Origin of the sequence: Tritonibacter horizontis (assembly GCF_001518015.1) — a bacterium.
Lineage (GTDB): Bacteria > Pseudomonadota > Alphaproteobacteria > Rhodobacterales > Rhodobacteraceae > Epibacterium > Epibacterium horizontis.
On record NZ_LPUY01000087.1, the window covers coordinates 1 to 19,660 of the forward strand.

Sequence of the window (19,660 nt, forward strand, 5' to 3'; positions counted from 1 at the left end):
CCGGTGCTGCCGCTGCCGGTGATGTCGGCGTGGCGCACGATCCAGGTGGTTTCGTCCCAGCACATGGCGCGGGGATCGGGGCGGTGCAGAATGCCGCCCGCCCGGACGAAGGCGAGGGCGCGCCCGAAGGCGGGCAGTGGCAAAATGGTGCGGGCCAAGGCTTCAGGGTCAACCGTCATGCCGCGACCTCGCCGCCAAGAGCGATGCGGACCCAGCTGTCGATCGCGGCATCTTCGAACCAGCCGCTGGTCTGGATGCCATGCAGGCTGAGGGTCACTATCGAGCGCCCCGGTGGCAGGTCGGTGGGCACATTGTAGTGGCCACCTGTCTCGATCACCGCATTGGCGAAACTGTCGCGGCGCTCTGCTGCGGGGAGGGCCTGCAGGGTGCGGGCGAATGTCTTGATGGGGCAATCTGGGGTCATGCTGGACAGCCTTTCAAAAAGCGCGCGGGCGGTGGGCAATTTGGAGGATTGAACCGCCCGCGCATGATCCGCACCGCAAGACGGGTGCGAAACCTCGGGGAGAGCCACGGCGCGCAATCCTCCAGCGCGCACCGGCTATTCGGTTGGGTCCAAGGGCGGTGCCCTTGGGATCTGGCCCGCATGGGCGCGGGATCGGTGTTGGAATGGACAGCCATTGCGGGCACGCCTTGCGTTACGCCGCATGGGTGCCGCGGGGCGTGATGTTCTGCTCGGCCATGTAGCGACGGACTTTTTGTCCGGTGCGGGCCAGCACCTGCTCGGTGGGTTCCGGGGTTGGGGCTGGTCGTTCGACCAGATGCGCGGCCTGCAGGCGGGCCGGGTCAAAGGCCTGTCCACGCGCGGCTTTCATCGTTGCCCAGGCGGTTGTGAACAGCTGAGGAGTGTCGAGGTGATCCTCAGGTGATCCCGCGATCTGCCGGGCGTGATGCAGCATGTTTGTCGGTTGGTCTTGCATTCAATCCTCCATCGGTTGATGGGAACATCTCTACAGTACGCAAATTGCGTAGGTCAATATAAAAACTACGCATATTGCGAATTTCAATCGGAGATGGCAGTATCAAATTTGTACTTACAGCTTGTCCAGGCACCAGAATCTGAGCCGTGAAGTAAGGCTTTGTTTCTCGTTTGTTCTTACCGATTGAGATTGTTTGAATATATCTCTCTGGAGGAGAAAAATGAATGATATTGCAAGGTTGAGGTTACTAAAGGAAGCGCGAAACTTGTCCGGGCTTTCCTTAGATTTTTGGGTAGACTTGACTGAGGGCTTGGATCAGAGAGCCTTAGAGATCCTAGTGGGCAAATCATCAATCTTCCCGAAGTACATGAACTCCAGGGGCAAGCCATAGCGCTTCCGCAGTTTTTTTGCAGCGGTGAGTGAAAGCTCTCGCTTCGCGTTTTCAAATGGCCCGTACGTTTGCTCGGTCAGGCCGGCGCTCTCCGCGAAATCCTTTTTCGATAGGTCAAGGATTTCGCGCACTCTCTTCAGGCGCGCGGCCACAGCTTCAATATCATCTTCGCGTTCTTCAAGCATGTCATCAATCTATCGGTTTTGATTAGGTGCGGCACTGAGCAAATTGCGTATTTACAAACTACGCAAAGTGCGTAGTTTGGGCGAACCCAAGCGGAGGTTGCACGTGACAGTTTCAGAATTTCTCGATGGCGTTGGACGTAGTCGCTTTCAGTTTGACACTGGGTTTTCGGGGCAACTTGTGAGCCGAGCGAAGAAGGAAGGCGTGTTTCCTTCTCACTGGTTTTGGGCGGTGCGAGACTTTTGCAAAAACTATGGATTCGATGTTCCGGAACATCTTTTCCGTGGCCATCCGGAATCTAATTCGAACGGTCCCGCATGAGCCGTCCGCGTCTGACCCTGATTGTGAACAATGATGTGCCATGCGACCAGCCTGGCACGTCTATCCCGGCAGCGTCTTGGTCAAATCAGTTTGACCCCTACGCTCTGAAGGTCAGTGCTGCTGACCTTTGGTCGGGCTACTTTCGCGCGCGGTTTCACAGCCCGCGCGAGGTGGCGCTGTTTTGTGATGTGTCATTTCAAACCGCCCTGAACTGGTGGGGCGCGGTCACTGCGCCCACCAGCCATATCGCGCTCTTGATGGTGCTGACGGATCCGGACCTGCCGACCTTCTTTCATGAACAACTGGCGAGGGCGGCGTGATGGCGCAGAGATCACCGCGCATCGAACGGATTGCCTATCAGATCTGGTGGCTGATCCAGGACAGCGCCGGGGAATGCACGCTGCAGGACATGGCGGAGTTTACCGGGACCTCGGTCCAGTGCTGCTTGCAGATCTGCCGGTATCGCGGCTGGAACGGGCGCTATCGCAAGATGTCGCGCAGCTGCTCTGCCGACGCCCGGTCGGACCTGGCCGAACCGTTGGACGGCGCGCTGTTGCGGTTGTTCGGGGAGGCGGCATGACCTTGCAACCTGCTCATCTGCGGCCTGTCGATTCCGTTGACTTGCCGACATATCCCATTTCCGCGTCGGATCGCCTCGATTCCCACTTTTTCCTGCAATGGAACCTGAAACGCTGGCGCGGCAGCGAATTCCGGAGGCATGGGTATGCCGATCCAGAGGTCGGCTGGTTTGGGCGCGAGCTGTTCGAAATCTCGCAGGACGAAACACCCGTTGGAACTTTGCCTGGCGATGACGAGGCCTTGGCGTTTCTGCTGCGGATGCCGATCGTCCGGTGGAAGGAATTGAAAGCCCGCGAGGTGAACCCGCTGCATGGCTGGCGTCCGGTCCTGTGTGACAATGGGCAGACCAGGCTGGCGCACCCGGTGGTCACAGAAGTGGCGCTCGCCGCCCTTGGCTCAAAGAAGCGGAACGATTCAAAGAACGCTGACGATCGTATGCGCAAACGTTTGGGGACCATTGTCGGACACCTGACCAACAGTCTGACGGGTGGTGCGCGTATGGCCCAAAGCGATGAGGTCGTGAACCAGATCAGCGACTGGATTGAACAGAGCTATCCCGGCGGCAGCGCAACACTGAAGCGCGTGAAAGAAGCCGTGAACGACCTGTCGTCGCGGCACTGATTTCTTCCCAAAAACTTCCGCCGGAAGAAACAGAAATTTCCAGAACCGGTTTTTGGAAGATTTCATTTTTTTCAAAAACTGCGCGGCTGAAAGGAAAGGAGAAGAAATCAAATGAAAGGAAACCTTCCGACAGGTGGCAGTTTTTGACGGTGTCGCCTGTGGATAACTTCGAAATGCTGAGAAGAGGTGCAGAGATGGATGCAAGGGCACAGGCAGAGGGCGAACGGCGGGTCATGCGGTTGCTGGTTGAACCGCTGAAGGCGCGCGGGCTTGCCAGGCCGAAGGGCTTCACCAAGGTCAAAGACTTTGACCTGATGGTGGAAAAGACGCTTTGCCCGAAGTTGGCTTATATGACCGCGCTGAACCTCGCGGCGCTTGAAGAGCAGATCGCGGCGAACCCGGCGGGTGCGGGTCGGGACCAGATGCCGATCCCGAATGAGATCCTGAGAGCGGCGGCGGGCATACAGGAGCCGGAGCCGACTGCGTCGCCCTTGATGCTGGCGGTGTTTGCGGCACCAATTGGGCGTGAAGCGATCGCGAACGATTGGGGGCCAGAGCTGCTGCGCTATTTGAAGCGGCACCGCAAATGGCCGCGAGATCGTGTGCCAACTGAGATCCAGCGCGAGGCGGCGGAGGCCCGTGAACGGCTGTCCTTTATTCAGGACCGTGAAGCCCGTGGGCTGGGGGTCGTACAGAGAGACCTGGAGTGGCGCGCGATGCGCGAGGCGGCAGCGGTGAAGTGCAAAGCGATCGCGGCGCAAAGCGCTGAGGTGGCCCAGTGAGCGTTGTGGTGGTTGCGCCCAATGGCACGGCGCGCCTGGTTGAAGAGGCAAAGCGGATCAAGCAAATCAAGGCGCGCGGACATGTGCCACCCGCCTGCGGGGATGGCATCGGTGAGGCCCCGGCGCGCCCGGCGTTCCGTCTGTTTGAGCCGCAACAGTTCTATCCTGATGGCGCGGGATCGGCGGTCAAACCTGCAGGTTATCGCGGTCGCAAGGCGATGCGGATGCTCGATGCCTTCGACAAGATGGAGGCGCAGGCCCGTAAGTCCCTGTTTGAGGGGTACCAGAAAGAGGTCGGTAGAGCCTATGGCGTGCTGTTTGAAAAACTGGATGCGGCAGGCGTGCGCTGTTCTTCGGTGGAGGTGTTGTCACAGGCTTCGGGTGGTGGCGGTGGCGAATACATCGACGCGCTTCTGGCGGATCGGCGCAGGCTGGATGAGATGCAGCGGCGCATCGGCTCCGGCGCGGCGCTGGCGGTCCGCAGGATCAGACCATCGGCGCGCAACAAGGTTGGGCTGATCAGTGATCGCGCGCTGGTGGATATGGTTTGCGTGCAAGGCCTGACGCTCACGGAGGCACTTAGGCGGTCGGGCTGGGCGGCGGAAGGGCAGCGCCCAAATGGAAAACACGTCAAGGCGCTGCGGTGCGCGTTGCTTGAATCGCTTGATCGAATGGCAGGTGGGAACGTCAAAAATAGGGTTCAGTCGCACCACAGCGGGGCTATGCCGGTGGTAGACGCAAGCCAGTGGAGCGGCACCCGAAAGAAAGGGGATTGACCTTAGGTCGCCCAACTGGCAATGACTTGTCATCATCACGAACTGCGCCCACGGGAAACCGGCGGGCGTTTTTGCGTTCCGGGGGTCTGCGATGACAGCGCGCAGCGAATACCACCATCTTTACAACAAATCGGCATGGCGGCGGCAGTTGCGCCCGCAGCATCTGGCGCGGGAGCCTTTGTGCAGGGCGTGCCTGCGGCGGGGGATCATCAATGATGGATCTTTGACCGCTGCCGGAGAGGATCAGGCCAATGCCAGGCGGCGGTTTCTGGTGGTGGATCATGTGATCCCGCACCGGGGTGATCTGGGCCTGTTTCTGGATCCGGCGAACCTGCAAACGCTTTGCCCGGATGATCACGACCAGAACAAGCAACGGCTTGAGGCGCGCGGCTACTCGCAAGAGCGGGGCGCGGATGGCTGGCCGATCGATCCGCAGCACCCGGCGAACCGATAGGCCGGGGGGAGGGTCTGAAGGAAATCCGGTTTTGGTGGAAACCGGAGGGAGACCCTTTTTCTGCGCAAAGTCGAAATTGGATAGAAAAAGCCACATCAACATGGGGGCATGGGGGTCATGAGAGGTCGCAAGCCAGCAGAGGAAAAAGTGGTCCCGCTCACCGAAGACGGCGGGTCTCTGCACAATCTTGAAGAGCGGGCAAAGGCGCGGCTTGAGGAGATCCGGCCCGAGGGGCTGACGGGTCAGTTGCGCTGGACCTTTGATCGGATGGCCTTGCCGCTGTGTCACCCGACCGTGGATCGGCTGAACCGGACGAACGCTTTCATGTTCAAACAGCTCTGCAAGGCGGTGCTGCGTTTTGAGCGCCTGGAGCTGGAGCTGGAAGAGCTGACGGAGATCTATGAGAGCGAGACCCGCAACGGCAAGCAGATCAAATCCAGACCGGAGGTGGCGCAGTATAACGAGACCTTCCGGCAGATCCGCAGCCTTGCCAATGATTTTGGGATGACGCCTGCGGCAGAGCGCGGCCTGTCTGGCGGCGGTCAGATGGGGTTCAACTTCACGGATCCGAACGGCCCGGAAGGCTATCTGACGTGAGCGCGGGGTCTGACCGGGCAACTTACGAGGATGATCCGGTGACCGCCTGGGCGCAGGATGTGGCGGCGGGGGACATTGTGGCGGGGCCTTATGTGCGGGCGGCAGCGGCGCGTCATCTGCGCGATCTGATCGAGGGGCCGGCGCGCGGCCTGAACTGGGACCTGGCGGCGGCGCAGCGGGCGATCCGGTTTTTTCCGGATGTGCTGCGGCTGAACGGCGGGCAGTTTGAGGGCCGGCCGTTCAGACTGCATCCCAGCCAGGCGTTCCGCATTGGGTCGATCTTTGGCTGGAAGAAGTTCAGCGCCACGCATAGGGCCTGGTTGCGTCGGTTCACGCGGTTTTATGATGAGGAAGGCAAGGGCAATGGCAAATCACCGATGCTGGGCGGCATCGGGCTTTATATGATGGTGGCTGACAATGAGCCGCGCGCGGAGATCTACGCGGCGGCGGCGAAAAAGGACCAGGCGGGCATTTTGTTCCAGGACGCGGTGGCGATGGTCGATCAGTCCCCGGTTCTGAAACGCAAGGTGAAGCAACTCGGGGAAAACCCGGTCTGGCAGATGACCTACACCGGGCGCAGCGGGGACAAGCGCAAGTTCAAGCCGCTGTCGGCGGAAAAGGCGCAGTCCGGCCCGCGCCCGCATTGCGCGCTGACCGATGAGGTGCATGAGCATCCAAACCGGGATGTGATCGACATGCTGGAACGCGGCTTCAAGTTCCGCAAACAACCGCTGTTGTGCATGGCGACCAACTCGGGCACCGACAAGAAATCGATCTGCTGGGAAGAGCATCAGCACGGGGTCAATGTGGTGACCGGGGTGCAGGAGGATGACAGTACCTTCGCCTTCATCTGCGCGCTGGATGACGGCGACGATTGGGAGACGGATCCCAGCTGCTGGATCAAGGTGAACCCGCTGTTGGGGGTGACGATCGAAGAGGACTATCTGCACAATGTCGTCAAGCAAGCCCGGATGATGCCGGGCAAGCGCAACGGCATTGCGCGGCTGCACTTCTGCCAGTGGACGCAATCCGTGCGGGCGGCGATCCGGCGCGAGGCCTGGGTGGCCTGCCACGGGGCGGTGGACCCGGAGGAGCTGACGCGGCAGGGCTATCCGTGTTTTGGCGGTCTGGATCTCAGCCAGGTGCGGGATTTTACCGCGCTGACGCTGACCTGGGTGCTGGACGCGACCAAGGATGGCGAACAGCTGGTGTCGAAAACATGGTTCTGGACGCCGCAGGAGACGCTGCTGGAGCGATCGGGGCGGGATCAGGCGCCCTATGATCTGTGGGCCAGCCAGGGCCATATCGAGGCGGTTCCGGGTGAGCGGTTGAAATACCCCTGGCTGGCGGATGCGCTGGCGGATCTGAACTCCCGCTATCAGCCGGAGGTCATTGCCTGCGACCAGTATGGGCTGGAGCGGCTGAAGGACAGTCTGACGGAAAAGGGGCTGGTGCTGCCGACCGAGGTGCATCCGCAGGGGTTCCAGAAGCGGGTGTTGGACAAGGTGCCGGATCCGACCAATCCAGGCGAAGAGATCGAGATCTATCTGTGGATGCCGGATTCCATCAACAAGCTGGAAAACGCGATCTATGACGGGCGGCTGACCGTCGCGAAGAACCCGCTGCTGGACAGTATGGCGGCCTCGGTGACCTACGCGGAGAACCGCACCGGGCACCGGATGTTTGACAAGGAAAAGGCCCATGGCCGCATTGACGGCATGGTGTCGCTGGCGATGTCGGCGGGCATGGCGCTGTGCCGTGAGCGCGGGGGCCGGGAGCAATCGCCCTGGGTGGATGGCAGCTATTCGATGGAGGACGCACTGTGGGATTGAAATCGCTGTTTCGGCGCGAGGTCAGGGTTGGCGATGCGACGGCAGAAGCGCGGGCGCAGGTGGTTGCGGACAGCGGCATGGCCTCGATCACAGAGGTGCTGTCGGGTGAGATGCCGGAAGGCGTCACCATGAAAGAAGCCATGTCGCTGCCTGCGGTTTGGGATGCGATCAACTTTTTGTCGGCGGCAATGGCGGGTCTGCCGATCGAGGTCTTCGAGAAGACGGGCACGGCGGGCGGCGACAGGCGGGTGACGGGCGGGGTTGCGGATGTACTGGCCGAGGCGGTCAATGACAGCACCACATCGTTCAGTTGGCGGGAGACGTTCTTCTCCCAGGTCTTCGGGCCGGGACGGGCCTACACCTATATCGAGCGCAACCGGCAGGGGCGGGCGATCAACCTCTTTCCGATGGAGCATGACCGCACCTCGGTGCGCAAGGTGCGGGGGCGGTTGCTTTATGACTATCTGGAGCCATCGGGGACGGTCAAAACCTATGAGGGCAAAGACGTCATCGACCTTGCCTATCTGCTGCGCCCGGATCATGTGACCTACCACAATCCGGTGATGACCTGCGCCAGTGCAATCCGGCAGGGTCTGAACGCGAACCGCTATGCGCTGACGGTGTTTGGCAAGAACGGCGTGCCGCCCTATGTGCTGAAGGGTCCGTTCAGTGCGGCCAAGGAAATGATGCGGGCGGCGGCGGATCTGATGAAGGTGACGCGGCGGGCTGCGGAAGAGGGCAAGCCGGTGCTGCCACTGCCCTCCGGGCACGATCTGGTGCGTCTCGGGGATGATCCCGAAAAGATGCAACTGACGCCGGTGCAGGTTTTTGCGGTGGGGCAGGTGGCGCGGATTTATCAGTTGCCGCCGGTGTTCCTGCAGGAGCTGAGCAAGGGCAATTACAACAATATCGAGCATCAGGATTTGCACCTGGTCAAACATACGCTGCGGCGTTGGGTGGAAAAGTTTGAACAGGAACTGACGCTGAAGATCTTCGGGCGCGGGGCCAGGCGATATGTGAAGCTCGATCTTGATGGCATCACCAGGGGCGACTTCAAAACCCGGATCGAGGCCATTGTGCGGGCGGTGCAAAACTCCCTTCTGACCCCAAACGAGGGCCGGGAAATGATGAAGAAGCCCCCGCTGCCGGGCGGTGACACCTTGTTTATCCAGGGGGCCACGGTGCCGCTGGCGCTGGCCGGGAAGGCCTTTGCCAGGGGGGCGGCGGATCTCGCTGCCGATGAGGAAGCCGCGCCGGAAGAAGGTGCTGACGCGGACCAGGAACCCAACACAGACTGAAGGAGGCCGCGATGAGCGACCAGACCCGCGAGGTGCGATATTGCGCCGTCGCGCCCATTGAGCTGCGCGAGGCCGAGGGCAACCTGATCCATGTCACCGGCTATGCGGCGACCTTTGGCGAGGCCACTGAAATTGGTCCGCTGGATCGCTGGGGCTGGGTTGAGGTGATTGAAGAGGGTGCCTTCAGCGAGGCGCTGGCGCGGGGCGATGACGTTTCCTTTCTGATCAACCATAGCGGCCTGCCGCTGGCGCGGAACACCTCGGGCACGCTGGAGCTCACGCAGGATCAGCGCGGCTTGCGGATCGACACGGCGCTGGACCCGTCCGATCCGGATGTGCAGCGGATCCTGCCCAAGATGAAGCGCGGGGACCTGTCGAAGATGAGCTTCGCCTTCCTGTCGGAGAAGGAGACCTGGGACGAAACCGGCGATCACCCGGTTCGGACCATTCAATCGGTGCAGTTGTTTGACGTCTCGATTGTGACGGACCCGGCTTATGAGGGCACCGAAATCGGGTTGCGGTCGAAGGCTGCAGCGCTTGGCGGCGGGGGTGATCTGTACTGCCGCCGAATGCAGATGCGCGGGCGTCTGTCTGGCCTGAACTGACAGGCCTGACCTGATCTGGCCTGAACTGACAGGCCCTTGCCCGTCACTCCCCGCGCCTTGGGCAAGCGCAATTCAAAACACTGAAGGAAAGACGATGACCAAGATCAAAGAGCTGCGCGACAAGGCCAAAAAGGTTCTGGAAGACGCAACCGCGCTGCGCGATGGCGTGACCGAAAAAACGCCGAAAGAAGAGGCGCGGGCGGCGAATGACACATTCGACGCGATGATGGATCACTATGATGATCTGGTCAAAGAGGCTGACCGCGAAGAGCGGGCCTGTAAGGCGAGACAGGACGCCGAGCAGCGCCGGGACGCGCAGGAGCGCGAAGAGCGTGAGGCGCGGCGTCCCGGCCAGGACAGCATCAGCCCGGCGGGCGGCGGGGTGAATGTCAGCGACGAATACCGCGAAGCCTTCCGCCAGTACCTTGCGACCGGGGCGGATCAGTCTGAAATGGACAAGGAAGCGCGGGATGCTTTGCGGGCGGGCTACCGGGAACACCGTGGCCAGGCGACGGGCACCGGTGCGGCTGGCGGCTTTCTGGTGCCGACCACGCTGGCCAGTGCGATCAATATCGCCGCCGCCGCCCATGGCCCGATGATGGACGCCAATGTTGCGACGGAAATCAACATGGCCAATGGCGCGCCCTTTGATCTGCCCAAGGTGGATGACACGGAGGAGGAGGCCAATCCCCATACCGAAGGCGAGGAGGGCGCGGACGACAACAGCGGCGATATCGTTTTGGCCAAGACCTCGCTTCTGGCCTACACGCTGGTGACGCCCTGGATCCGGTGGTCGTTTGAGCTGGCGCAGGATGCGTCCTTTGGGTTTGAGGCCCTGCTGGCCAAGCTGATCGGGGAGCGTATTGGGCGCACCGGAAACAAATGGCTGACGGTTGGCACCGGTGTGGAACAGCCGCTGGGCTTTGTGACCGGCGCGCCGGTTGGTCATGTGGCAGCCGCTTCTGTCGCGCTAACCTTTGACGAGATCATGGATCTGGAACATTCGGTTGATCCGGCCTATCGCGGAGGCCCGAAGGTGCGCTTCCAGATGCATGATCAGACCGTCAAGGCGCTTCGCAAGCTGAAAGATACCAATGGGCGCTACATCTGGTCGGATGGCGATGTGACCAGGGGGGTGCCGGCCACGCTGAACAGCAAGCCGGTGTCGTTCAACCAGGCGATGGCGCAGATCGGTGCCAGCGCCAAGCCGATCGCCTTTGGGGACTTCTCTGAATATTACGTGCGCAAGGTCGGCAACCCGCTGATCGGCGTGGCGCGAGAGAAGTTCTTTCCGAACCTCGGCATTATGGGCGTGCACCGGGTTGACGGTGCGCCTGCCCAGACCAAGGCCATCAAGACCCTGCAAATGGCTGCGTGATCCGGCCCCTTTGGCGGCCCCGAGGGGGGCCGCTTTTTTGTAACCTTCCGAGGAAAATCCCATGAAGATCAAAATGACCACCAGCTGTTCCGGTCCGTTTGGCAGTTTTGTCGTTGGCGAGATCCGGACGGTGCCTGATGCGCTTGGGGCGGACCTGGTGCGGGCGCAATATGCTGACGTGATGGATGCGGATGCGCAGCTGCCGCTGGCCGCCTCCGCGCCGCAAGCGCCGAAACCTGCGGCAAAGGGCAAATAGCGCCCCGCGCGCCCCTCATCAAGGATCTGACACATGGCCCTGACCCTGATTCCCCCGCCGGTCTCGACACCGGTGGATCTGGCGCAGTTGCGCGCCCATCTTCGCCTGGAAGAGGGGGATGACACCGAATACCTGCAGCATTGCCTGGATGTCGCCATTGCGCAGTTTGATGGGGATGACGGCGAGTTGGGGCGGGCGCTGATTGCCCAGAGCTGGCGCGAGAGTTTCCCTTGGGTTCCGGCGGCTGGCGGATCTGTCGAGCTGTCTTTGTCGCCGGTTTCCAGCGTGTTGAAGGTCGAGGTGTTCAATCTGGCCGGGGACTGGGACGAGGTGCCTGGGTCGGCGGTGGAGCTGTTTGAGGTTGGGGGGCGGTCTTATGTCTCTGCCGCCGCCTGGCCGCGTCCCGGCAGGCAGCGCGCGCCGTTGCGCATCGAGTATGTTGCGGGCTATGGCGCTGCGGCCTCTGCGGTGCCGCGACCGATCGGACATGCGATCCTTCTCTTTGCGGCGCATCTCTACAAAGCGCGCGAACCGGTTGTCTTTGACGCAAAGCCGGTGGAGGTGCCGCTGTCGATCTCCCGGCTGGTGGCGAACTACAAGACGTGGTGGCGCTGATGCGAATTGCGGCGCGCGACCGGAAAATCATCCTCCTGCAGGCGGTGACCGAAGAAAACGAGGCCGGAGAAGTGATCCCAGCGTCGTGGGAGATTTATGCCCGCCCCTGGGCGGCCTATCAGCCTGTCAGTGATGGCGAGCGGTTGCGGGCGGCGGCGGTGGAGCAAAAGGCGGATGCGCGTTTCCAGGTGCTTTGGATGCCCCGGCTGGCGGCGGTCAATGGGGCCTTCCGCCTGCGGTTTGACGGCGGGGATTGGCGCATCACGGGCGTGAAGGAAATCGGCTTTCGCGAGGGGTTGGAAATCACCGCCTGGCGGCTGGGGAAGGGGGCGTCCTGATGTCAGTGAAGATGCGGATCGAGGGGGCGGGCGATATTGAGCGCGCACTGGGGGAGCTGGCGCGGGGCACGGCGAAGGGTGTGATGCGCCGGTCGATGAAGAAAAGCCTGACGCCGGTGGCGCAGGCGGCTGAGGCGCTGTCGCCATTTACGGTTGCGGTGACCAGCAAGCTGACGGCGCGCCAGCAGCGGGACGCGCGCCGGGACCGGGGCCGCAGCAAGGTGGTGCTCTATGTGGGACCGGTGACGCGGGACGGTGACGGTGCGCCCCATGCGCATCTTTATGAGTTTGGCACCGGGGTTCGGGTGCAGTCCAGCACAGGCCGGGTGACAGGATCGATGATGGCGCGGCCCTTTCTGCGACCGGCCTGGGACGCGGGCAAAGCGGTGATGCTGGCGACGCTGAAGCGCGAGGTCTGGGCGGAGATCGAAAAGACGGTGGAGCGCGCGCGCCGGAAAGCGGCGAGGGCGTCAGGATGAGCATGGAAGGCGAGCTGAAGGATCTGCTGAAGGGGCTGGGGCATCCGGTTGTCTGGGGCGTTTTTGACAAGGAGGTGGGCTATCCGCGGATGACGCTGCAGCGGATCTCCAATCTGACCGATTACTCGCTGAAAGGCCGCTCCGATGTGGAGACGGCGCGGGTGCAGGTGACTGTCGCCGCCCAGACCTACGGCGCGCTTTTGGAGCTGGCGCCTTTGGTCTCCCAAACACTCTGCGATTATCGCGGCGGGTCGGTGATCCGCATCAAGGAACTTTCCCGGCGGGACTCTGTGGTGGAGACCGGCGGCGAGGTGATCCGGCTGCAAATGCTGGATATGCAGGTGCGCTACCGCGCCTGAAGCGACCGGGGGACCGGTCATTTTCCAAACATATGAAAGGACTTGAGCCATGGCAGAGCATGTCATTGCAGGCGATCTGGTGGACCTTGAATGGTCGCCGGATGGTGAAGAGGCGACCTATGAGATCATTCCGGGGTGCAAGACCGTGGGCATTCCGGAGGAAAACCCGGAATACCGCGATCGCACTTCGCTCGACAGCCCTGGGCGGGCAAAGGAATGGGGCGTCGGTCTGACGGACACCAGCGAGGTGACCTTGAGCTGTTTTTACTCGGCGGATCTTTATGAGGCGGCAGCGGCCTATAAGGCGGCGCGCGCGCCGGTGTTCTTCCGGGTCAAACTGCCTGCGGTGGAGGGCGCTGCGACGGGGGATGTCTTTACCTACAAGGCGTTTGTGAACCCCTCGATCCCCTCGACCGATCAGGACGGCGATCTGATGACGGATCTCAAATTGCGGCCCACGGGGCTGATCGACTGGGAGAGAGGGGCGAACGCATGATTCCTGCAGCAACTTTGAAACTGGGCAAGACGACCCATAAACTGCGCCTGACCACGGGTGCGCTGATGCGGTTTGAGGAAGACAACGGCGGTCAGGCCTTTGATGTGCTGCTGGACCGGCTGATCACCGGGCAGGGCGGCGCGCGGCTGTTGGTCTCGGCGCTGTCGGCGGGACTGGCGGATGGCGCGGGCGTGTCGCGCGACGAGGCGGTGGCGGTGATCGACCAGGCTGGCGGCGTGCGCCAGGTGGTGGGCTTTGTCGCGGAGGCCATCGGCAAGGCCTTTCCTGATCCCGCGAAGGACGCCGACCAGGACAGGGAAGACGGCGCGGACGGCGCGGGAAAGGCCAGCCCCCCGGTCAAGGACGTGGCGGGGGCGTAGACTGGTCGGCGCTTCTGGCGGCGTGGTGCGAACTTGGGTTGGACCACGCCGAGTTCTACGGCCTCACCTTGCGCGAATACGACCTGATCACGCGCGCAAAGATCCGGGCGCAAGCGGCCAGGATCGAGGCGCGCCGGGTGCTGAACCAGGAGCTGGGCGTGCTGGTCAGCCATGCCTTCCACAGTCCCAAATCCATGCCGGACTTCACCAAGGCTGCCGCCCGCAAAGGCCGCAGCATCTGCGAGGCGGCGCAGGGCGTGGAACAACTGCGCGCGGGCCTGATGGGGCTGCACTTTCAAAGCAAAAAGGGGACTTAGATGTCTGCAGTTATTGGCGCGCTGCGCGGCGTGCTGTCGATGGATTCGGCGGCCTTTGAGACCGGCGCGAAGCGCGCCAAGGCCACCATGGGCACGGTGGAGCGGCGCATGGGGGTGCTGGCCAGCAAGATGGAAGGGGCCGGGCGTCGGATGGCGCTCGGCCTCACCCTGCCGATGGCGGGGGCGGCGACGATTGCGGTGCGCGCCAGCCTGAAGATCATCGATGCCCAGGCCAAGACGGCGCAATCGCTGAACACCACGGTGGCCTCGATGCAGGTGCTGCAGCGGGCGGCGGATCTGTCGGGCGTCTCCATGGGCGAGGTGGAGCAGGCGACCTTGCAGCTGACCAAACGGCTGAGCCAGGCGGCGGGCGGCACCGGCACGGCGGTTAAGGCGCTGGACCGGTTGCAGCTGAGTGCGTCCCAATTGCAGGCGCTGCCGCTGGATCAGCGCCTGGAGAAGATCCAGGGCGCGCTGGCGGAATTTGTGCCGGAGGCGGAACGGGCGGCGGTGGCCTCTGATCTCTTCGGCAGTCGGGCGGGGCTGATCTTCACCCGCGTTGACAGCGCGGCGCTGCGCACGGCGGCTGAGGATGTGACCCGGTTTGGCGTCGCGATCTCCGAGGTGGATGCGGATCAGATCGAGCTGACCAATGACGCGATCTCGCGCATGGGGCTGGCGGGGCGGGGTCTGGCCAACCAGGTGACGGTGGCGCTGGCACCTGCGCTGCAGGGCCTGAGCGACCGGGTGGCTGACGTGGCGACCTGGTTCAACGGGCTGTCGGATCGCACCAAGCAATTTATCGCCACCGGCGCGCTGATCGCGGGCACGGTTGGCCCTGCCGCCCTGGCGTTGGGGCTGGTGCTGAAGGTGACGCTGCCGCTTGGCCTTGCCATGGGCGGTCTGATCTCGACGGTGGCGCTGGCCCCGGTGCGATTTGCGGCTGCGGCCAGATCCGCGATCGCGCTGGAGATGGCGCTGGGGGCCACCTCGACCAAAGCGGCGGTGGCGGGTGTCGCCATCAAGGGGCTGCAGCGCGGGCTGGGTCTGTTGCGCGGGGCGATCATTTCCACCGGCATCGGCGCGCTGGTGGTGGGGGCGGGCTATCTGGCGATGAAGTTTAACAATCTGGTGGTGGCGACGGGCAGCTGGGGCGCGGCGCTGCAGGCGCTTGGTGATCTGGCGGGCGGGATCTGGACCGGGATCAAGAGCGGGGCGCAGGCGATTGGTCCTGCCCTGAAGGCGGTCTGGTCGGATGTCCGCGCCGGGTTTGTGACCATGATCGCCGGGCTGCAGCAGACCTGGGCAGGCTTTCTTCACATGATGACCCGAGGGGCGCAGGCCGCAGGGCAGGACAGTTTGGCCCTGACGATTCACGGCTATGCGGTTGAGGCGTCCAGCGCGGTGCATGGTCTGACCGTACAGGTGGAGGACCATCGGGCAGCGGCGGAGGCTGCGCGCCAGACAGCGGCAAAACTCGCGAAGGAAGGCTGGGGCAAGGCCTCGGAGGCGTTGAAGACCCTGATCCTGCAAATGGATTCGGCCAATGCGGAGCTGGATGCGGGCGATGACAGCGCCGATGCGTTGAAGGATCGGCTGAGTGAATTGGGTGAGGTGCTGGATGACAGCTCCGGCGGCGGTGTTGCGGGCGGGCTGAAAAAGACCGGCGAGACCGCAAAGGAGGCGGCGACAGAGTTGCGCGGGCCGCTGACCTCGGCGGTGGAGGGCGTGTCGCGGGCCTTTGGCGATTGGATCTCGGGCGGTCTCAGAGACTTCAAATCGCTCTGGGATGGGATCAGGGATGCCGCAAAGCGCGGCCTGTCGGATCTTGCCAGCCAGTTTGCGCAGAACCAGTTGAAGCTGGTGCTGGGGATCTCACTTGCAGGGAGCGGCACGGCAGCAAATGCAGCGGGCGGGCTGATCTCCGGCGGCGGCGGTGGCGGGTTGCTGTCGGGTCTATTGGGCGGCAGTGGCGTCTTGAGTGGCATCGGCTCCGGCATCGGCTCCGGTCTGGGGGGCGTGTTGTCGGGCGGCGGGCTTGGCTCCAGCTTTGCCAACCTGGGCGGGCTGGTGACCGGGACCTCTGGCGGGCTGGGGGCCATCGGCGCGGCGCTGCCTGCGATCGGCATTCTTCTGGGCGGCGTTGCCCTGTTGTCCAAAGCCTTCAGCCGCAAGTTCGAATATTCCGCCCTGGAAGGCACGGTCGGCACAGAGGGGTTCGACGGGCGCGCGCGTGACTTTTACAAAGGCGGCTGGTTCCGCAGCGACAAGACCGTCTACCGCGATCTGGATGCGGATCTGGATGCCGCATTGGATCAGCAGGTCATGGGGATCACCACTGGCCTGTTGTCGATGTCCGAAGCCCTTGGTCTGGGCGCGGATGCGCTGGAAGAGTTTGAGGGATATCGCTTCTCGCTCAAAACCACCGGGCGGTCGCAGGCGCAGATCCAGGAGGCGATTGCCAAACATATGGCTGCGGCCTCCGATGAGATGGCCGCGCTGATCCTGGGCACCGATGATCTTGCGCGCAGTGGCGAGGGGGCGGCGCAGACGCTGTCGCGCCTGTCGACCAGCCTGCTGACGGTCAATGACGCGATGGATCTGCTGGGGCAGACCAGCTTTGACGTCTCGCTGCTGGGGGCGGATCTGGCCTCTGACCTGGTGGATGCCTTTGGCGGGGTGGAGCCGTTCTCGACCGCGATCACGGGTTACTTTGGCAGCTTCTACACCGAAGGCGAGCGCAGCGAAGTGGTGATGCGGCGGCTGCGGGACGCGTTTGAGGAGCTGGGCGTGGCCATGCCTGCGTCCCGCGCGGGCTTCCGGGCCATGGTCGAAAGCCTCGATCTGAGCACGGAAAGTGGCCAGGCGCTTTATGCGCAGCTCATCCAGCTCTCTGGGGCAATGGATGAGGTGCTGCCCCAGGTGGGGGCCTTCACGGCGGAGATCGCCGGAATGGCGGATCAGATCGGTGGCGAGATCGGCACGCGGATTGACGGCGTGCGCGACATGGTGACCGCCAGTCAGGCGGCGGCGGAAGAATGGCGGCGCGCGGCAGAGGGGCTGCGGGGCGTCATGTCGGATCTGCTGGGCACCGATCTGAGCGCGGCCAGTTCCGCGCAGAGAGACGCTGCACAGCGGGCGCGGCTGGATGCGGGGTTTGCCGGGGTGAAGGCGGGGGATGCGGAGGCCGCAGCAGCCCTGCCGGATCTGGCGCGGGACTATTTGCGCGGCGCGCGCGACACCGCCGGATCGGACCTGGAATATCGCCGGATCGCGGCAGAGGTGCAGGGCCAGCTGCGCGAAGCGGCGGGCATTGCCGAGCTGGAAAGCGGCAATGATGCGGTGCTGGCAGGCCTGTATCGTCAGCAGATCGAGGTGCTGACCTCGCTGGGCAGCTTCCTGCAGCTGGAGGGGCTGACAGCAGATCAGGTGGCGGGTTTGAGCGACGGCGTGCAGGCGCTGGCTGCCGATTGGGATGGCACGGTTGCGGCCTTTGAGACCTCGCTGTCGGGACTGGAACAGGCGATCGCGGCGGCGGAGGCCTTCAGCTATGACGATCTGGTGGGGGCGCTGGATGTGGCGGTGGCGCTGGAGGACGATGCGCCGCGCTGGTTGCGCCGCCTGGTGGCCGCTGCCGATGACGGCATCCGCACCACGCTGGATTTTATCATCCAGCGCGATGATCTGACCCCTGCGGATCGCTGGATTGCCACCAATGCGCTGTCGCATCACGTGGCCACGCTGGATCTGGTGATGGGGCAGGATCTCACCAGGAACACCCGCAAGCTGGCGCTGACGGCGGCGGCGGATCTGCGGCGCAGGCTGATGCTGGATCTCGGCCAGGATCTGGACCCCGAGACGCGCAGCCTGGTGCTGACCCGGTCTGCCACCCTGTCGCGGCGCGTCAATGTCACCCTGAGCAAGGGCGGTGCAGACACGCTGGATCGGCTGACGCATCTGTCGGATCTGATTGGCGATGGCAAAGGCAGTGGGCGGCTGACCTTTGGCGGTGGCGTGGTGCTGGAGGCGGATGATGTCTTTGCGGATCTGGCGCGAAGCACCGCGCGGCTCACAGCGCCGATGGACCGGCTGCGCGAGATGCTGGGGGACTTGCGCGATGCGGTCCGCGCCGATCGCCAGGCGCGCGAAGACCAGCTGCGGATCACCAGCTTGCAGGCGCGCGGCGCAAAGGCCATGGCCCGCACCGGCGGCGGGCAGGATGTGGTGGATCAGTTCAACGCGCTGCGTACGCAGTATGGCGTTGGTCTCACGGGGCAGAACAGCAGCGTCACGGTGGGCGCGCGCGGCTATATCACCCCGTCTTTTGACGGCTACAAAGGCGGCGATGTCAGCGGCTTCTGGGCGGCGCTGAAGGAGACCTTCGGCACCAGCATCATCGGCGATGTGTTCCAGGCGCGCAACGCGCAGACCTCGGCTGCCTATGAGCGGGCGCAAAAACTGCGCGGCCAGATCCGTGCCCTTGGCGGCATTCCGGCCTTCGCGCGCGGCGGGGCGCATCAGGGCGGGGCGCGCATCGTCGGCGAGGGCGGCTGGGAGGTGGAGCACACCGGCCCCTCGCGCATCCACAGCCATGCGGAATCGGTGGCGATGCTGGACAACCGCCCGGTGGTGCAGGGGCTGCAGGATCTGACCCGCCATGTGGTGGCGCAGGGGCAGGTGATCCGCATGCTGGTCGATCGCATCGCCGCGCAGGTGGACGAATGGAATGATCTGGGCCTGCCGGAGGAGCGCAGCTGATGGACTTCAATATCATCGCGCCGATGGCGATCACCGAAGCGGAGCTGCTGAGTTCCAATATCGCCGAGGACGATCATCCCGTATGGGATGCGGCCACATCTTATGACCTGGGGGAAATGGTGATCTCCACCACCAGTCACCGGATCTATGAAAGCCTGGTGGCGGGCAATGCCGGGGCTGATCCCACCTCGGATGACGGCAGTCGCTGGCTGGATCTGAGTGCGACCAACCGCTGGCGGGCCTTTGATCAGCGCCGCTCCAATGTCGCCCGCCGGGCGGATCAGATCACCTATTCGGTGGTGCCGGGCCGGGACTGTGATGCGATTGCGCTCTTTGGGCTGACGGCGGGATCGGTGCGGATCGAGGTCTGGGACGGCGCGCTGCGGATCTATGACGAGACCTTTGTGATGGTGGACACCGGCCATGTGGTCAGCGCCTACACCTGGTTCTTTGGCGGCATTGTCTATGCGCGCCAGAAGGTTCTGAACGGCTTTCCCGGCTATATCGGCCACCGCATCGACATCACCATCGATGCCAGCGGGGCGGTGGCGGAGGTGGGTCATATCGTGATGGGGCGCAACCACCTGCTGGGGCGGGTGCTGAACCTGCCGTCCATCCAGTTCGTGAGCCACAGCCGCAAGGGCTATGACGAGTATGGCAATGAGCTGCTGGTCAGGCGCGGCTCCACCCGCAAGGTCGATCTGTCGCTTGTGGTGCCGACCTATCAGGCCCAGCGAACCATGGACATCGTGGCGGAAATCGACGGGCTGGCAACGGCCTTTTACGTCACCGGCGATGCGCCGGCCTTCGGGTTGGAGGGGCTGGGGTTTGTCGATGACCACAGCCAGCCGATCGATGTGGCCGGCGAGTCGGTCTTTCCCCTGACCCTCAAAACCCTGAAATAACC

General features: G+C 63.4%; 24 protein-coding genes. 21 read left to right on the forward strand and 3 right to left on the reverse strand.

Annotated elements, in window-relative coordinates:
- Positions 1 to 175 precede the first annotated feature (175 nt).
- The 3 genes from TRIHO_RS16540 to TRIHO_RS16550 form a co-directional block, all read right to left on the reverse strand.
- Positions 176 to 424 (reverse strand): hypothetical protein, encoded by a 249-nt coding sequence (locus tag TRIHO_RS16540; RefSeq protein WP_068246144.1) that lies wholly within the window; start codon positions 422 to 424, stop codon positions 176 to 178.
- 232 nt (positions 425 to 656) lie between these two features.
- Complete coding sequence (locus TRIHO_RS16545; protein WP_068246147.1) at positions 657 to 938, reverse strand: hypothetical protein; 282 nt, start codon at positions 936 to 938, stop codon at positions 657 to 659.
- Between the two features lie 315 nt (positions 939 to 1,253).
- Complete coding sequence (locus TRIHO_RS16550; RefSeq protein ID WP_068246149.1) at positions 1,254 to 1,514, reverse strand: helix-turn-helix transcriptional regulator; 261 nt, start codon at positions 1,512 to 1,514, stop codon at positions 1,254 to 1,256.
- Positions 1,515 to 1,829: 315 nt separating this feature from the next.
- Between TRIHO_RS16550 and TRIHO_RS16555 the strand changes: the two genes are divergently transcribed.
- The 21 genes from TRIHO_RS16555 to TRIHO_RS16655 all read left to right on the forward strand — a co-directional run bounded on the left by TRIHO_RS16555 (position 1,830) and on the right by TRIHO_RS16655 (position 19,658).
- Entirely contained in the window at positions 1,830 to 2,153 is a 324-nt protein-coding gene (locus TRIHO_RS16555; protein WP_068246154.1) for a hypothetical protein, read from the forward strand.
- Positions 2,153 to 2,413, forward strand: coding sequence for a hypothetical protein (locus TRIHO_RS16560; RefSeq protein WP_232367815.1), 261 nt, complete (start codon positions 2,153 to 2,155; stop codon positions 2,411 to 2,413). Before TRIHO_RS16555 ends, TRIHO_RS16560 begins: the two co-directional genes overlap by 1 nt.
- Positions 2,410 to 3,033, forward strand: a complete 624-nt coding sequence (locus tag TRIHO_RS16565) for a hypothetical protein (RefSeq protein ID WP_082705175.1) — start codon at positions 2,410 to 2,412, stop codon at positions 3,031 to 3,033. Before TRIHO_RS16560 ends, TRIHO_RS16565 begins: the two co-directional genes overlap by 4 nt.
- A gap of 173 nt (positions 3,034 to 3,206) precedes the next feature.
- Positions 3,207 to 3,815, forward strand: a complete 609-nt coding sequence (locus TRIHO_RS16570) for a hypothetical protein (RefSeq protein WP_131811212.1) — start codon at positions 3,207 to 3,209, stop codon at positions 3,813 to 3,815.
- Positions 3,812 to 4,591 (forward strand): hypothetical protein, encoded by a 780-nt coding sequence (locus tag TRIHO_RS16575; protein WP_207498708.1) that lies wholly within the window; start codon positions 3,812 to 3,814, stop codon positions 4,589 to 4,591. Before TRIHO_RS16570 ends, TRIHO_RS16575 begins: the two co-directional genes overlap by 4 nt.
- 223 nt (positions 4,592 to 4,814) lie before the next feature.
- Positions 4,815 to 5,045 carry an HNH endonuclease gene (locus TRIHO_RS24380; RefSeq protein WP_232367816.1) on the forward strand — a complete coding sequence of 77 codons (231 nt, stop codon included), beginning with the start codon at positions 4,815 to 4,817 and terminating at the stop codon, positions 5,043 to 5,045.
- Positions 5,046 to 5,162: 117 nt separating this feature from the next.
- Positions 5,163 to 5,642, forward strand: a complete 480-nt coding sequence (locus TRIHO_RS16585) for a P27 family phage terminase small subunit (RefSeq protein WP_068246294.1) — start codon at positions 5,163 to 5,165, stop codon at positions 5,640 to 5,642.
- Positions 5,639 to 7,474, forward strand: coding sequence for a terminase large subunit (locus TRIHO_RS16590; RefSeq protein ID WP_068246162.1), 1,836 nt, complete (start codon positions 5,639 to 5,641; stop codon positions 7,472 to 7,474). Before TRIHO_RS16585 ends, TRIHO_RS16590 begins: the two co-directional genes overlap by 4 nt.
- Positions 7,465 to 8,772, forward strand: coding sequence for a phage portal protein (locus TRIHO_RS16595; RefSeq protein ID WP_068246165.1), 1,308 nt, complete (start codon positions 7,465 to 7,467; stop codon positions 8,770 to 8,772). The genes TRIHO_RS16590 and TRIHO_RS16595 overlap by 10 nt, the downstream gene beginning before the upstream one ends.
- Before the next feature lie 11 nt (positions 8,773 to 8,783).
- On the forward strand, positions 8,784 to 9,377 hold the full coding sequence (locus TRIHO_RS16600; protein ID WP_068246168.1) for an HK97 family phage prohead protease: 594 nt from the start codon (positions 8,784 to 8,786) through the stop codon (positions 9,375 to 9,377).
- 94 nt (positions 9,378 to 9,471) lie between these two features.
- On the forward strand, positions 9,472 to 10,755 hold the full coding sequence (locus TRIHO_RS16605) for a phage major capsid protein (RefSeq protein ID WP_068246171.1): 1,284 nt from the start codon (positions 9,472 to 9,474) through the stop codon (positions 10,753 to 10,755).
- A gap of 61 nt (positions 10,756 to 10,816) precedes the next feature.
- Positions 10,817 to 11,011, forward strand: coding sequence for a hypothetical protein (locus TRIHO_RS16610; protein ID WP_068246174.1), 195 nt, complete (start codon positions 10,817 to 10,819; stop codon positions 11,009 to 11,011).
- A 33-nt stretch (positions 11,012 to 11,044) separates the two neighbouring features.
- The gene (locus tag TRIHO_RS16615; protein WP_068246180.1) at positions 11,045 to 11,626 is read left to right on the forward strand and encodes a head-tail connector protein; all 582 of its coding nucleotides are present in this window, start codon (positions 11,045 to 11,047) and stop codon (positions 11,624 to 11,626) included.
- Positions 11,626 to 11,964: a head-tail adaptor protein gene (locus TRIHO_RS16620; RefSeq protein ID WP_131811213.1), complete on the forward strand. Its 339-nt coding sequence runs from the start codon at positions 11,626 to 11,628 to the stop codon at positions 11,962 to 11,964. Before TRIHO_RS16615 ends, TRIHO_RS16620 begins: the two co-directional genes overlap by 1 nt.
- Positions 11,964 to 12,443: an HK97-gp10 family putative phage morphogenesis protein gene (locus TRIHO_RS16625; protein ID WP_068246186.1), complete on the forward strand. Its 480-nt coding sequence runs from the start codon at positions 11,964 to 11,966 to the stop codon at positions 12,441 to 12,443. Before TRIHO_RS16620 ends, TRIHO_RS16625 begins: the two co-directional genes overlap by 1 nt.
- On the forward strand, positions 12,440 to 12,802 hold the full coding sequence (locus TRIHO_RS16630; protein WP_131811214.1) for a hypothetical protein: 363 nt from the start codon (positions 12,440 to 12,442) through the stop codon (positions 12,800 to 12,802). The genes TRIHO_RS16625 and TRIHO_RS16630 overlap by 4 nt, the downstream gene beginning before the upstream one ends.
- Positions 12,803 to 12,851: 49 nt before the next feature.
- The gene (locus TRIHO_RS16635; RefSeq protein WP_068246192.1) at positions 12,852 to 13,298 is read left to right on the forward strand and encodes a hypothetical protein; all 447 of its coding nucleotides are present in this window, start codon (positions 12,852 to 12,854) and stop codon (positions 13,296 to 13,298) included.
- Positions 13,295 to 13,678, forward strand: coding sequence for a GTA-gp10 family protein (locus tag TRIHO_RS16640; protein ID WP_068246194.1), 384 nt, complete (start codon positions 13,295 to 13,297; stop codon positions 13,676 to 13,678). The genes TRIHO_RS16635 and TRIHO_RS16640 overlap by 4 nt, the downstream gene beginning before the upstream one ends.
- 38 nt (positions 13,679 to 13,716) lie before the next feature.
- The gene (locus tag TRIHO_RS16645; protein WP_068246197.1) at positions 13,717 to 13,995 is read left to right on the forward strand and encodes a hypothetical protein; all 279 of its coding nucleotides are present in this window, start codon (positions 13,717 to 13,719) and stop codon (positions 13,993 to 13,995) included.
- Complete coding sequence (locus tag TRIHO_RS16650) at positions 13,996 to 18,753, forward strand: phage tail tape measure protein (protein ID WP_068246199.1); 4,758 nt, start codon at positions 13,996 to 13,998, stop codon at positions 18,751 to 18,753. It abuts the gene before it with no gap.
- Positions 18,753 to 19,658, forward strand: a complete 906-nt coding sequence (locus TRIHO_RS16655; protein WP_068246202.1) for a hypothetical protein — start codon at positions 18,753 to 18,755, stop codon at positions 19,656 to 19,658. Before TRIHO_RS16650 ends, TRIHO_RS16655 begins: the two co-directional genes overlap by 1 nt.
- Positions 19,659 to 19,660 lie beyond the last annotated feature (2 nt).

What these genes read in the sequence shown, in the direction of transcription:
- TRIHO_RS16540 (WP_068246144.1), bottom strand. Translation starts at nt 424, where the DNA reads ATGACCCCAGATTGCCCCATCAAGACATTCGCCCGCACCCTGCAGGCC.
- TRIHO_RS16545 (WP_068246147.1), bottom strand. Translation starts at nt 938, where the DNA reads ATGCAAGACCAACCGACAAACATGCTGCATCACGCCCGGCAGATCGCG.
- TRIHO_RS16550 (WP_068246149.1), bottom strand. Translation starts at nt 1,514, where the DNA reads ATGCTTGAAGAACGCGAAGATGATATTGAAGCTGTGGCCGCGCGCCTG.
- TRIHO_RS16555 (WP_068246154.1), top strand. Translation starts at nt 1,830, where the DNA reads ATGAGCCGTCCGCGTCTGACCCTGATTGTGAACAATGATGTGCCATGC.
- TRIHO_RS16560 (WP_232367815.1), top strand. Translation starts at nt 2,153, where the DNA reads ATGGCGCAGAGATCACCGCGCATCGAACGGATTGCCTATCAGATCTGG.
- TRIHO_RS16565 (WP_082705175.1), top strand. Translation starts at nt 2,410, where the DNA reads ATGACCTTGCAACCTGCTCATCTGCGGCCTGTCGATTCCGTTGACTTG.
- TRIHO_RS16570 (WP_131811212.1), top strand. Translation starts at nt 3,207, where the DNA reads ATGCTGAGAAGAGGTGCAGAGATGGATGCAAGGGCACAGGCAGAGGGC.
- TRIHO_RS16585 (WP_068246294.1), top strand. Translation starts at nt 5,163, where the DNA reads ATGAGAGGTCGCAAGCCAGCAGAGGAAAAAGTGGTCCCGCTCACCGAA.
- TRIHO_RS16600 (WP_068246168.1), top strand. Translation starts at nt 8,784, where the DNA reads ATGAGCGACCAGACCCGCGAGGTGCGATATTGCGCCGTCGCGCCCATT.
- TRIHO_RS16605 (WP_068246171.1), top strand. Translation starts at nt 9,472, where the DNA reads ATGACCAAGATCAAAGAGCTGCGCGACAAGGCCAAAAAGGTTCTGGAA.
- TRIHO_RS16610 (WP_068246174.1), top strand. Translation starts at nt 10,817, where the DNA reads ATGAAGATCAAAATGACCACCAGCTGTTCCGGTCCGTTTGGCAGTTTT.
- TRIHO_RS16615 (WP_068246180.1), top strand. Translation starts at nt 11,045, where the DNA reads ATGGCCCTGACCCTGATTCCCCCGCCGGTCTCGACACCGGTGGATCTG.
- TRIHO_RS16620 (WP_131811213.1), top strand. Translation starts at nt 11,626, where the DNA reads ATGCGAATTGCGGCGCGCGACCGGAAAATCATCCTCCTGCAGGCGGTG.
- TRIHO_RS16625 (WP_068246186.1), top strand. Translation starts at nt 11,964, where the DNA reads ATGTCAGTGAAGATGCGGATCGAGGGGGCGGGCGATATTGAGCGCGCA.
- TRIHO_RS16630 (WP_131811214.1), top strand. Translation starts at nt 12,440, where the DNA reads ATGAGCATGGAAGGCGAGCTGAAGGATCTGCTGAAGGGGCTGGGGCAT.
- TRIHO_RS16635 (WP_068246192.1), top strand. Translation starts at nt 12,852, where the DNA reads ATGGCAGAGCATGTCATTGCAGGCGATCTGGTGGACCTTGAATGGTCG.
- TRIHO_RS16640 (WP_068246194.1), top strand. Translation starts at nt 13,295, where the DNA reads ATGATTCCTGCAGCAACTTTGAAACTGGGCAAGACGACCCATAAACTG.
- TRIHO_RS16650 (WP_068246199.1), top strand. Translation starts at nt 13,996, where the DNA reads ATGTCTGCAGTTATTGGCGCGCTGCGCGGCGTGCTGTCGATGGATTCG.
- TRIHO_RS16655 (WP_068246202.1), top strand. Translation starts at nt 18,753, where the DNA reads ATGGACTTCAATATCATCGCGCCGATGGCGATCACCGAAGCGGAGCTG.